This is a genomic window from Candidatus Baltobacteraceae bacterium (assembly GCA_036559195.1).
GTDB lineage: Bacteria > Vulcanimicrobiota > Vulcanimicrobiia > Vulcanimicrobiales > Vulcanimicrobiaceae > JALYTZ01.
The window spans coordinates 16,335-28,975 of record DATBTN010000059.1 but is presented as its reverse complement, the minus strand read 5'-3'; the positions used below and the strand labels follow the sequence as shown (position 1 = coordinate 28,975).

The 12,641-nt window shown below is 65.4% G+C and carries 9 protein-coding genes; 4 read left to right on the top strand and 5 right to left on the bottom strand.

The genetic code is table 11. The annotated features are described in order from the left end of the window. Nucleotides 1-3: 3 nt before the first annotated feature. From VIG32_09525 to VIG32_09515, 3 genes are all read right to left on the bottom strand, one after another. Complete coding sequence (locus VIG32_09525; GenBank protein ID HEY8298249.1) at nt 4-1,251, bottom strand: M48 family metalloprotease; 1,248 nt, start codon at nt 1,249-1,251, stop codon at nt 4-6. Nucleotides 1,252-1,340: 89 nt separating this feature from the next. Continuing rightward, entirely contained in the window at nt 1,341-2,003 is a 663-nt protein-coding gene (gene thyX, locus VIG32_09520; GenBank protein HEY8298248.1) for an FAD-dependent thymidylate synthase, read from the bottom strand. Between the two features lie 45 nt (nt 2,004-2,048). Continuing rightward, nucleotides 2,049-3,149 (bottom strand): GGDEF domain-containing protein, encoded by a 1,101-nt coding sequence (locus VIG32_09515; GenBank protein ID HEY8298247.1) that lies wholly within the window; start codon nt 3,147-3,149, stop codon nt 2,049-2,051. A 104-nt stretch (nt 3,150-3,253) separates the two neighbouring features. On the opposite strand from VIG32_09515, the gene VIG32_09510 reads away from it, so the two are divergent. From VIG32_09510 to VIG32_09495, 4 genes are all read left to right on the top strand, one after another. Continuing rightward, the gene (locus VIG32_09510; GenBank protein HEY8298246.1) at nt 3,254-4,582 is read left to right on the top strand and encodes a hypothetical protein; all 1,329 of its coding nucleotides are present in this window, start codon (nt 3,254-3,256) and stop codon (nt 4,580-4,582) included. Then, entirely contained in the window at nt 4,566-6,011 is a 1,446-nt protein-coding gene (locus VIG32_09505) for an aminotransferase class V-fold PLP-dependent enzyme (protein ID HEY8298245.1), read from the top strand. The genes VIG32_09510 and VIG32_09505 overlap by 17 nt, the downstream gene beginning before the upstream one ends. 179 nt (nt 6,012-6,190) lie before the next feature. Beyond that, nucleotides 6,191-7,975, top strand: coding sequence for a S53 family peptidase (locus tag VIG32_09500; GenBank protein ID HEY8298244.1), 1,785 nt, complete (start codon nt 6,191-6,193; stop codon nt 7,973-7,975). 8 nt (nt 7,976-7,983) lie between these two features. Further along, on the top strand, nt 7,984-9,735 hold the full coding sequence (locus VIG32_09495; GenBank protein ID HEY8298243.1) for a S53 family peptidase: 1,752 nt from the start codon (nt 7,984-7,986) through the stop codon (nt 9,733-9,735). 57 nt (nt 9,736-9,792) lie between these two features. Here the strand turns inward: VIG32_09495 and glmU are convergent, their stop codons facing one another. Continuing rightward, nucleotides 9,793-11,148: a bifunctional UDP-N-acetylglucosamine diphosphorylase/glucosamine-1-phosphate N-acetyltransferase GlmU gene (glmU, locus tag VIG32_09490; GenBank protein ID HEY8298242.1), complete on the bottom strand. Its 1,356-nt coding sequence runs from the start codon at nt 11,146-11,148 to the stop codon at nt 9,793-9,795. After that, nucleotides 11,145-12,641, bottom strand: coding sequence for a glutamate--tRNA ligase (gltX, locus tag VIG32_09485; GenBank protein HEY8298241.1), 1,497 nt, complete (start codon nt 12,639-12,641; stop codon nt 11,145-11,147). Before gltX ends, glmU begins: the two co-directional genes overlap by 4 nt.

The following is a 12,641-nucleotide window of genomic DNA, read 5'->3' as shown; positions in this document are numbered from 1 at the left end:
CCGTCAGGGGCAGGGATTCGCGCGGCCCGTAAACGCGGCGACGCGCGCCGCCGTTGGAGGCATCGTCTCGAAGTAAGCGAGCGAGAAGCGATTCGGGCATACGGCGAGCAGTTCTTGATCGGCGCGCCGCACGACGGCCCGAATCGCGGGGGCGGGATCGCGCGTCAGCGCGAGGGCGTACCGGTCCGCGCGCGCTTCCACGCCGCGTTCGTAGCCGCGATAGAGCGGCAGCGCGATCAGATAGACGCACCCGAGCAAAGCGCCGACCAGAGCCAGGCGCGAAACCGGATCGTCGTCGCGCCGAAAACCGATGCGGTCGGCGATAAAGACCGCGAGCGCGGCGCCGACGATTGCGATCAGCGCTTCGGCGATCGCTAGGTGTAACGAGTCGTCCGCAACGAGATAGCCGATCTCGCGCGCGATCGCGAAGCGCACCTCGCCGCGCGTACTGCCCTGCAGCAGGGTGTCGGAGAGCAGAAGAGTTTGCGACGGGCCGAGCCCGATAACGTTCGCGCTGCCCGCGCGCGTTCTATCGGAGATCACGGCCTCGCGCACGCGTACGCCGCCCAGTCCGGCGCCGGAAGCGAGCGCGGCCGTCTCGGTTGCCACCGCCGGTGGTACCGCAGTCTCACGAGCAAAGGCGGGCGCGGTGAGCGGATTCGCCCACTTCACGAGCAGCGTGATCGCGATAACGCCGGCGATCGTGTAGAGATACCACTGATGGGTGCGGTCGGCGAACCACAGCACGACGCCGGCGACGACGCCGGCAATCGCCATCGCGAATAGCGCGCCCAGAAACCAATCGGCGATCCAGGCGCGCGAGAGTTCCGTCGAGATATCCATCACGCGCCACAGCCGGTATTCCGCGAATTGCGGGAGCAAGGCCGCGAACTTGGCGATCAGTACGAGCGAGGCGCCGAAAACGAAACGCACGGCAAACGCGTTTCGCATCGATCGGCGCAAGCGGTCGCGCCACGCCGCCGCCCAGCCGGAGCGCCAAAACCACGCGAGAACCAGAATCTGCAACAGCATCATCGCGATCCAGATCGGCGCGCGATAGCCTTGCAGGCGCTCCGCCGCAGCTTCGCGATCGGCGTCCACGAGCGCAATCGCCGGAGCCGATTGCAGCGTCGCCGCCGGAATCGCATCGACGCTGCGGTCGAGCGCGTTCGGGCGCGCCGTCCCCGCAAGCGCGTTGCCCCCCGCAAAAAGCACGAACAACGCCGCGAGCAGCAACCCCGCAATCGCCACGTTCGAAGCGCGTCGCCGTTTAAGCGGCTCTCGTCCTTCGACAGGCTCTCGTCCTTCGACAGGCTCAGGATGACAGGGGGGTGGCACGGTTACTTGGCGGGTTCGAGATCGGGGGCGGCTGCGGGCGTTGCGCTCCAGCCGAGGGCTTCGGCGACGATTGGAAACTGCTCGATGAAAAGGTCTTTGCAGCCCTGGGCGATCTCGCGATGCTCCAACTGCGTGCCCGGGTCGGTGCGCAGGTTGAGATAGTGGATCCAGTCGCGAACGCTGCCCTTCATATAGATCGTGGTTCCCGACGCCAGGGGCAGTAAAAAACGCGCCGATTCTTTAGCGATCCCGCGTGCGAGCGCTTCGTCGTAGAGCTTGCGCGCTTGCCCGAAATGCTCGTTCTGCGCGCGCTCGAACCATTCGAGCGTATCGGCCGGAAGATCGTCGTGCGACGACTGACGATTCTTCGCATCTTGACGTCGCGGGCGCACGCGTTCGATTTTCTGCACCGGCGCGTAGCGTAAGCTGAACTCCTGAAAATGAAAACTCCGATGGCGGAGGACCTGCGCGCTAATACCGCGCGTCGTCGCTATTTGGACGCACATATCGGCCATCTCGAAGACCGACCAGTGGCCGTGCTTGATGCAATAGCGCAGGAGACCCGCGACGTTGGGATTCTCTTGATTCTCCGGATTGCTCACGCGCGCGCAGTAGCCCATTAGGCGCTCTGCATCGGGGGTGCTCCACACGAGTTTGACGGCCATGAGCGATCATTCGCCTCGACGGCGCCAATCGCTTGCGGCGCGCCGCTATTTTTTGCCGTAGACGGCAAACCGCGAGCCGCCCAGGGCGAACGCGACGCGATCGCGGCCGGCATGCTTGCTATGATACATCGCCGCGTCGGCGAGTTCGAGCAACGCCTGCGCGCTCGTCGCATCCTGCGGATACGATGCGAGCCCGACGCTTGCGGTGATGCGCGCCTCGACGCCGAAACTCGCCGCGCGCACCGCTTCGCAAAACGCTTGCGCGCGCGCGATCGCGACGGTCTTCTGTGCGTCGCGAATGATCGCGCAAAATTCGTCGCCGCCGTTGCGCGCGACCACGTCGACGCCGGGCACGGCGTGATCGCGCAGCAGCGCCGCCATACGTTGCAGCACGACGTCGCCGGCTCCGTGTCCGAAGCGGTCGTTCACCGCTTTGAAATCGTCGGTGTCGATGAACCAGAGCGAAAGCGTCGTTGCGGGTAAGAGCCGCACGTGCGCGACGTCGTCTTGCAGACGGCTTCGAAAAGCGCGCGGCGTCAGCAGGCCGGTGAGGCCATCGTAGGTCGCGCTCGCGCGATCCGCTTCGCGTTCGGCGGCAAGCGCGAACGGAGACGCGGTCTGCCCGACCGCGCGAACCAGCGCATCGGGCTCGCCGAATGCTTCCGCGCGCGCCGATGCGACGTAGACCACGGCGGCGAGGCCCCGGCCGTCGAGCATCGGAATCGCGAGCGTGGCCCGATCGGTCGGCATCAATTTGCGCGCGTCGTCGCCGGATTGGGCGCGATGCGCGCAGAGAGCCGCGCGCGCGGGCAACGAGTCGGACGCGTCGCGCCTCAGACGCAGCCCCCGAAAGTGCTCGCTGCGGCCGCCGCCGGCAAAGACGCACGCGAGTTCCTCGGTCTCCGGAACGAAGACCAGCACGTCGTCGATCGCCGGGTCGAGCACGCGCAGCGTACGGTCGAGCGCGATCAGAACGGCGGCGCTGGATTCGCGCGAGGCCGCGGTGAGGATGCGAACGGCCTCCAATACATCGGATTCGCGGCGTTCCACCCGCCGCAGCGAACGTTCGTAAAACTTTACGAGCGCCGACGCGCGAACGAGCAGGCACGCGAGGAGAACCGCGGCGCCGCCGACAAGCGTCAACACAACTTCGTACACTCTAGCTGAGGTCAGTACCCATCGAGCACACCGATCGGTCATCCCCGCAACCCGAACCGCAGGCCTTCGAGGCCAACGCGCGCGGCATCGCCTTGCGCGCGTCGGGTCAACAAGCGCAAGCCATCGAGGCGTTCCGCGCGGGCGCCGCGCTTCACCCCGAGGTTGCCGAATTGCAATGCAATCTGGCGATCGCGCTCGATGAGTCGGGCGACGGCGCCGCGGCGCGGCAAGCCTACGAGGCCGCGATTCGAGCCGATCGAGGTCTGGTCGCCGCGCACGTCGGACTAGGCGGCCTCGCCTCGCGCGCGCAGCGATTCGACGACGCGCGACGGCACTATCTCGATGCCTTAACGGCCGAGCCGGATAACGTAGCCGCCAATTTGGCACTGTACGAACTCGCGCAGGTCGCCGGGCGCCGCGAAGACGCGCTCGCGTTTCAATTGCGCGCGCTGGAACGTCAGCAGCTCTTCAGCGCGATCGCGCCTCAGGAGCGGCGACGCGTCTTGGTGTTGCTGCGCCCGGGGGACTGGCAGGCAAATATTCCGGTCGATTTTCTGTTCGATGCGCAAACCACGACCGTTCATAAGTTCTTTCTGCTGGGCCGTGACTCGCTCGCGGCGGCGGCGCGGCTTCCGGCCTGCGACGTGATCTTCAACGCGATCGGCGAAGCCGACGACGCGCTCGAGTCGCTGGAGATCGCGAGCGCGATCGTCGAGCGGCTCGGTTTGCCGGCGATCAACGATCCCGCACGCGTGCTCAACACCAATCGGGTCGCGCTCGTCGACGTGCTTCGCGGAATCGAGTCGTGCGTCACGCCGTCGGTCACGCGCGTAACGCGCGAAGACGTTGCGGCGCATCGGCTTCCGATCGAGGCTCCGCTGCTCGTGCGCCCGGTCGGTTCCCATGCCGGACACGATCTCGCAAAGATCGACGCGCTCGCCGACCTCGACGCGTATCTCGAGAGCGCGCGCGCGGAGTTTTTCTACGTGAGTCCGTTCGTCGAGTATCGGCAGCCCGACGGCTTCTACCGCAAATATCGCATCATCTGCGTCGACGGCGAACCCCACGCCTATCATCTCGCGATCTCGCCGAATTGGATGATTCACTATTACAACGCACCGATGGCCGAACAAGCGTGGATGCGGGCGGAAGAGGAGCGCTATTTGGCCGACTTTCCGTCGGTCTTCGGACCGCCGCTGCAGCGCGCGCTGCGCGAGATCGCCCGCGCGATCGGCCTCGATTACTTCGGCATCGACTGCAGCATCGATCCGGCCGGCAACCTGCTGGTTTTCGAAGCGGATCCGGCCATGATCGTGCACATGCAGGATCCCGTCGAACTCTTCGGTTACAAGCGGCTCTACGTGCCGCAGATTTTCGCCTCGCTCGAACGGCTGTTGGATTCTCGTGCTCGATCCCGCTGACTGGAGCGCGTTTCGCGCGCAGGCGCATCGCGCGCTCGACGACGCCATCGACTTTCTGCACGACGTGCGCGAGCGGCCCGTGTGGCGCGCGGTTCCCGAGGACGTGCGGGCGCATTTGCGCGAACCGCTTCCGCTCGAGCCGTCGAGTTTCGAAGACGTCTACGCCGATTTCACCGAATCGATCATGCCGTATGCGACCGGAAACATCCATCCGCGTTTTTTCGGTTGGGTGCATGGCAGCGGTACGCCGAGCGGCGCGATCGCCGACCTGTTGGCCGCAACGATGAACTCGAACGTGGGCGGCCGCGATCACGGTGCCGTCTACGTGGAACGGCAAGTGATCGCGTGGTTCGCGGCGCTCTACGGCTGGCGCGCGAGCGCGTCGGGGATCCTCGTAAGCGGTACCTCGGCGGCGAATCTCATCGCGGTGCTGGTCGCACGCACGAAAGCGCTGGGGCCGCAAGTGCGCGAAGACGGGCTGGACCAATCGACGCGCAAACTCGTCGGTTACGCATCGGCGGCGACGCACAGCTGCGTGCGCAAAGCGTTCGAGACCGCCGGGCTTGGCTCCGCGGCGTTGCGCGTGCTGCCGGTTGACGAGCGGCATCGCGCGCAGCCGCAGCTCGTCGCCGAGTGCATCGCCCGCGATCGCGCCGCCGGGTACGTGCCGTTCTTCATCGTCGGAACCGCCGGATCGGTCGATACGGGGGCGATCGATCCGCTCGACGAACTCGCCGCGCTCGCGCACCGCGAGGGGCTGTGGTTTCACGTCGACGGCGCGTTCGGCGCGGTCGCGTATCTCTCCGAAACGCTGCGGCCGGCGCTGCGCGGCATCGAAGCGGCCGACTCGATCGCCTTCGACTTTCACAAGTGGCTGCACGTGCCGTACGACGCCGGCTGCGTGCTGGTGCGCGACGGCGACCTGCATCGCGCCACGTTTGCAACCGAAGGCCCGTATATCACACGTATGCCGCGCGGACTGGCGGCGGGCACGCCGTGGTTCGCCGATTTCGGGACCGATCTTTCGCGCGGCTTTCGCGCGCTCAAGGTTTGGTTCACGATCAAGGAACACGGCTCTCGGCGTCTGGCCGCAGCGATCGAACGCAATTGCGAGCAGGCCCGTTACCTGCAGCGATTGCTCGAAGCGGATCCGCGCTTCGAAATACTCGCACCCGCCACGCTCAACATCGTGTGCTTTCGCTATCGCATCCCGGGGGCGAGCGATGAAGCGTCCGATCGCTTCAACGACGAACTGGCCATTCGTCTGCAGGAGAGCGGCGAAGCCGTGCTCTCCTCGACTACGATCTTCGGCCGGCGCGCCTTGCGCGCCAATATCACCAACCACCGCAGCACCCAAGCCGATTTCGATCACCTCGTCCAAATCCTAGCCGCCCTCGGCGACGCGCTACTAGCCACGCAAACCGCGTAAAACGCGGCTCGGCCCAGCGGGCCGAACGCGACGGGCGGCTCGGCCCAGCGGGCCGAACGCGACGGATTCGGCCGCAGGCCGAATCCTCTACCCAATTTTTGGTATGGTTCGGCCGGTGCGCTAGACGTACGCTCGCCTGGGGTGGAGTACTCGCACACTTCTTTCCGGGGGAGCAACACATGAAAAAACTCAGTGCCGTAGCACTGGTGGTCGGCTTAGCCACGGCCGCCTGCTCGGGTCAAGGCGGGGGCGGAGCCGTGCCGCCTATCGGTTCGCAGCCGCAAGCTAGCGCCGTCGGCGCGGGCAATAGCCGCGCCGCTAAATCGGTCGCGGCCGCACCCAGCGGATGGGCTTCCACGGCCACCCAATCGGTCGGCCTTCTCAACGCAAGCGATCTCGGGGCCGTATCGGGTTCGAAGCCGATGACCGTGCGCCTCGGGCTCCAGATGCGCAACGCCGATGCGCTCAAATCGCTCGTCGCCTCCGGGCAAACGATCGATCAATCGGCGCTCGCAACCCAGTACGGACCAACGCAAGCGCAAGTCGCAAGCGTGACGTCGTACCTGCAGAGCCAAGGCTTCACCAACGTGAGCGTCGAGCCCAACAACCTGCTCGTTAGCGCCGACGCGACGGCGGCGGTAGTGCAAAAAGCCTTCAACACCACGATTCACTCTTTCACGCAGAACGGCGCGACGGTGCTTGCAAACGTTGCGCCCGCTTACGTTCCGCAATCGCTTTCGGGAACCGTGGTGGCCGTGCTCGGCTTGAACACGGCGCAGATGATGAAACCCAAGCCGCAGCTCAAACCGACGGCGTGCATCAAGTCCGTCAATACGCCGGTCGCGCCGACATGCGTGCGTTTTTACGACCCGGCCACCTTCCAAATCACCTACGACGCCGGGAACACGCCGTCCGGTTCGAATACGGCCGTCGCGATCATGGCCGAAGGCAACGTAAACTCATCGATCGCGGATCTACGCGTCAACGAATCGCATTTCAACCTGCCGCAAGTTCCGGTGAACGTCGTGCCCGTCGGGCTGCCCAGCACCGATACGGCCGGTGCCGATGAATGGACGCTCGACATGACGTATTCGAGCGGGATCGCCGGCAACCTCAAGGCGCTCTATCTCTACGACACCACGTCGCTTACCGATTCCGATATCGCACTGGAATACAACAAGTGGGTGACGCAGCACCGCACGAACATCGGCAACTCGTCGTTCGGCGGCTGCGAGTTCGGTCCGTACCTCGACGGCTCGATGCTCGTTGACGACGAGATCTTGCTCGAAGGCGCCGCACAAGGCCAAACGATGTTCGTTTCGACCGGCGACTCCGGCGGTTTCTGCGGAGTCGGCGTACCCAATGGCGTGCCGGCAGGCGCACCCTTCGTCGAATATCCGGCGGCTTCGCCGTACGTCGTCGCGGTCGGCGGGACCGACCTGTTTTCGAATGCCGACGGCACCTACAAAGGCGAGAACTCCTGGGAAGCCGGCGGCGGCGGGTTGAGCCAGTTCGAATACTCCCCGTATTGGGAAGCGAGCGAACAACCGGTGAGCGCGCAGGGTCAGAACTTCCGCGGATTGCCCGACGTGGCGATGGATGCCTCGCTCGAATCCGGCGCGCTGCTCTACACCTCCGGTTCGGCGGTGAACGGTTCGTGCACGCCCTGCACGTCCGGCGGAACGAGCCTCGCATCGCCACTCGCGGCCGGCGTTTTCGCTCGCCTGCAGACGGCGCACCACAATACGCTCGGCTTCGCGCCGCCGCTCTTCTATAACAACTATCACGCGCACGCCGCCCCGGGAACCGCACTGCTCGGACCGCCGCCGACGCAGCCGATCGGCGGATTCCACGACGTGCTGACCGGCTCCAACGTCACCTATTCGGCACTTCCACGCTACGATTACACGACCGGACTGGGCAGCTTCGATATCTCAATCGCCAACGCGCAGATCGGACAATAGGGATGCGCATGACGAAGCGTATCGGCGCAACATTCGCGGTCGCCGGCATGTTGGCTGCGACCGCGTGCGCCGGCCACGGCGGCTCGCTGCCGCCGATCGGATCGCAATCTCCGGCGAGCTCCGGCGCGGCGACCAGCCGCGCCGTCTCCGCGGCGGCGGCAGCTCCAAGCGGGTGGGCACCGACGGGTACGCAAGCGCTGCAGCTTGCAAATGCGAGCGATCGGGGAGCCCTCGCCGCATCGACTCCGCTAACCGTGCGGCTGGGCCTGCAGCTGCGCAATGCCGACGGGCTCAAAGCCGCCGTCGCCGGCGGCACCAGGGTCGATCCGTCCGCGTTCGACGCGCAATACGCGCCCACGCCGGCACAAGTCGCTGCCGTCACGGCGTATCTGCGCGGTCAAGGGTTCACCAACATCGCCGTCGAGCCGAACAACCTGCTGGTGAGCGCCGACGCAACGTCGGCTATCGTGCAGAAGGCTTTCGATACCACGCTGCACGCGTTCACGCAGCAAAATACGAACGTCTTCGCCAACACGTCGCCGGCGTTCGTGCCGCAATCGCTCTCGGGCATCGTGGTCGCCGTGCTCGGGCTCAATAACGCCGTGAAAGTACGCGCCGCGCCGATCACTCCGTGCGGCATCGGATCCGGGGCGACGTGCGTTCGCTTCGACTACAATCCATCGACGTTCTGGAAGACGTACGACGTCGGCAGTACGCCGGCCGGATCGAATACGTCGGTCGCGGTGATGGCCGAAGGAGACGTCTCGTCGGTGATCGGCGATCTGCGCGTCGCCGAAAGTCATTTCGGGCTGCCGCAGGTTCCGGCGAGCGTCGTGCGGGTCGGGCTCGCGAGCCCCGACGTGGCGGGCGTGGACGAATGGGATCTCGACACGCAAGCGTCGAGCGGCATGGCCGGCGCGCTCAAGCATCTCTATATCTACGCAACCACGTCGCTCACCGACTCCGATATCGCGCTCGAATATAACAAGTGGGTGACGCAGGACCTCGCGCAGATCGGGAACTCGTCGTTCGGCGGCTGCGAATTCGGGCCGTATCTCGACGGCTCGATGCTCGTCGACGACGAGATCCTGCTACAAGGCGCGGCGCAAGGCCAGACGATGTTTGCCTCGAGCGGCGATACCGGATCGTTTTGTTCGGTCGGAACGCCCAACGGCGTTCCCGCCGGCGCGCCGCTAGTCGAATATCCGGCAGCGTCACCATACGTGGTGGCGGTTGGCGGCACGACGCTGCTGAGCAACGCGGATGCAAGCTACGAAGGCGAGCTCGCGTGGAACGCCGGCGGCGGCGGCGTTAGTCAGTTCGAGTACTCGCCGTACTGGCAGCAAGGCGTACAGCCGAGCAATCCGAGCGCGGCCGGCGCGCCGGTCAGCCTACGCGGTTTGCCGGACATCGCGATGGACGCGGATCCGAACACCGGCGCCGACGTTTACGTGGGCGGTGCGCTCACGGTCATCGGCGGCACCAGCCTCTCCTCGCCGCTCGCGGCGGGCGTCTATGCGAGACTGCAAAGCGCGCATGACAACGCTCTGGGCTTGGGATCGCCCGCCTTCTACAAGATCTATTCGCAAGCGACGCCCGGTGCGCCGGTGGCCGGACCGCCGCCTACCCGCGCTTACGGCGGTTTCCACGATATTCTCACGGGCGGCAACGGCGCGTATAGCGCGCTGCCGGGCTTCGACTACACCACGGGTCTCGGCACTTTCGACGTCAGCGCAACCAACGCGACGATCGGAAAATAGCTCTCCCCGGGCGACGCAACGGGTGCCGCATTGCAACATGCGGCACCCGTTGCGCTTTTAGCCGGCCGGTTTTTTCGGCAGCGGACGGGCGGGATTACCCGCGACGCGTTCGCCGGCGGCGACGTCTTTGATTACCACGGCCGACGCACCAGTCAGCGCGCCGTCGCCGATCGTCACCGGCGCTACCAGCGACGTGTTGGAGCCGATGAACACGTTCTCGCCGATCGTCGTGGGGTGCTTGGTGGTGCCGTCGTAGTTGCACGTGATGGTGCCGGCGCCGATGTTGCTGCGCGCGCCGATCGTCGCATCGCCAAGATAGGTTAGGTGTCCGGCTTTGACGCCGCGCGCGAGGCGCGAGTTCTTTACCTCGACGAAATTGCCGACGTGCACGTCCGCCGCTAGCTCGGTGTTGCCGCGCAGATGCGCGAAAGGCCCGATCCGGACGTGGTTTCCGACGGTGCTGTCGATCACGACGCTCTCGCGTACGCTCACGTCGTCGCCGAGCCGGGCGTTCGAGAGGCGCGCGTTAGGCCCGATCACGCAGCGTTCGCCGATCTCCGAGAGTCGCCCGATCGTCGTGTTCGGATAGACGATCGTATCGCGTCCGATGGTGAGTTCCGGTTCGAGATAGGTCGTCTCCGGATCGACGATGGTCGCGCCGTCGCGCATGTACCGCGCGCAGAGCCGCGCGTTGAGTTCTTTGCGGGCGATCGCGAGTTCGACGCGGTCATTGATACCGAGTACGTGGAGGTGATCGTTCGATTTTATCGGCACGACTCGTTTTCCGTCTTGGGCGAACATCTCCACCATGTCGGTGAGGTAGTATTCTTTTTGCGCGTTGTCGTTGCGCAGGTGCGCGATGCCCGCGCGCAGCGCCGATTCTTCGAACGCGTAGATGCCGGCGTTCATTTCGTCGACGGCGAGTTCGGCGGGAGTTGCGTCTTTGACTTCGACGATGCGCTCGACGCCGTCGCCGCTGCGGATCACGCGCCCGAAGTTCGAGGGTAGCGGCATCGTCGCGGTGACGATTGCGAGCGCCGCGCCCCCCGCGCCGTTACCCGCAAGCGCGCCCAGGATCTCCTCGAAGATTCCGTCGTCGACGAGCGGCATGTCGCCGTAGGCGACGATCACGCGTCCGCCCTCGCGCGCTTCCAATTGCCGCAGCGCCACTTGCACGGCATGCCCGGTTCCGAGCTGCTCTTGCTGAACGATGCTCGCTACGCCGAAATCCGCGAGCAGTGGATCGAGTTCGGGGTTGCTGACCACCACGATCTCGTCGACGCCGGCGCGCCGCAGCGAGGCCAAGACGTGCCAAAGCAACGGACGGCCGCACAGATCGTGCAGCACTTTGGGCATCGCGCTCTTCATGCGCGTACCTTTGCCCGCCGCTAGGACGATCGCTCGAACGCTCATGCTTGGTTCTCTCCTACGCCGGCCGCGGTCAACTGCTTCCACGCTTTCTGCTCGGCCGCGCTCGCGCCGCCGAGCAATTCCAACGCGAAACGCAGGCGCTCGCGCACGAGGTCGCGGCCGAGCATCTCGATCGCATCGTAGAGCGGCACCGAAGTGGGGCTGCCGGTGATCGCAACGTAGAACGGGCGCGCGACGTCGCGAAACTTTCGTTCGAGCGTTTCGGCAACGCGCTTGAGCACCGCCTCGATTCCGGCGAGATCCCAAACGCGCAGCGCATCGAATTCCCACATCGCGAGTTGGAACGCCTGACGCAGCGCTGCATCGTCGAGTTTGCCGCCGCGCAGATCCTGCGCCGTAATGGCAACGCGGCCCGCGAAAAAGAACGCGAGCAGCGGCCCGAGATCGCTCAAGCGTTCGATGCGGGGCTGCGCGAGGCGCGCGATACGCTCCAGACGCGCCGGTTCGAATGCCCAGGCCCGCACGCGCTCCATAAAGGCCGGCGCGTCGAGCACTTCGCGCAGATAGCGCCCGTTGAGCCAGTTGAGTTTCGCGACGTCGAAAACCGGACCGCCGAGCGCGATATGATCGAGCGTAAACCGTTCGATCAATTGCGGGAGCGTCATCAGCTCTTCGCCCTCAATCGCATGCACCGCGAGCAACCCCAAGAAGTTACAGAGCGCCTCGGGCAAATAGCCCATCTCTTCGTAAAACAGAATACTCGTGGGATTCTTGCGTTTGCTCAGCTTGCTCTTATCGGGATTGCGCAGCAGCGGCAGGTGCAGCAGCGCGGGGGCTTCCCACCCGAAATAGCGGTAGAGCAACACGTGCTTGGGAGCGGAACTCACCCACTCTTCGCCGCGGATGACGTGCGTGATCTCCATCAGGTGATCGTCGACGACGTTGGCCAGATGGTAGGTCGGCATGCCGTCGGACTTCACCAGCACCTGCATGTCGACCGCGTTCCATTCGAACTCGATCGGTCCGCGACGCAGATCGTTCACGACGCAGACGCCTTCAGACGGCACGCGCATCCGCACGACATACGGTTCGCCCCGCGACTCGCGCGCCGCAACCTCCGACGCGCTCAACGCGGTACAGAGGCCGTCGTAGCGCGGCGGCTGCTTGGCGGCGCGCTGCGCCTCGCGCATCTCTTCCAGTCGCGCGGGGCTGCAGAAGCATTTAAAAGCGTCTCCGGCCGCAAGCAGCCTCGCCACGTGTTCGGCGTAGATCGCGGAGCGCTCGCTCTGCCGGTAGGGGCCGTGAGGACCGCCATTGTCCGGCCCCTCGTCCCACGACAGCCCCAGCCAATGCAGCGAATCGAGAATCGCAGTTTCGGATTCCCGCGTGCTGCGCGCGCGGTCCGTATCCTCGATGCGCAAAACGAACTCGCCGCCATGCTTCTTCGCAAAACAATAGTTGAGCAACGCGACGTATGCGGTGCCGACATGCGGGTCGCCCGTAGGCGACGGGGCGACGCGGGTTCTAACCTTCAA

Bases quoted from the DNA above. Each gene is read 5' to 3' on its own strand.
- VIG32_09495 (HEY8298243.1), top strand. From the start codon at position 7,984: ATGACGAAGCGTATCGGCGCAACATTCGCGGTCGCCGGCATGTTGGCT.
- glmU (HEY8298242.1), bottom strand. From the start codon at position 11,148: ATGAGCGTTCGAGCGATCGTCCTAGCGGCGGGCAAAGGTACGCGCATG.
- VIG32_09500 (HEY8298244.1), top strand. From the start codon at position 6,191: ATGAAAAAACTCAGTGCCGTAGCACTGGTGGTCGGCTTAGCCACGGCC.
- thyX (HEY8298248.1), bottom strand. From the start codon at position 2,003: ATGGCCGTCAAACTCGTGTGGAGCACCCCCGATGCAGAGCGCCTAATG.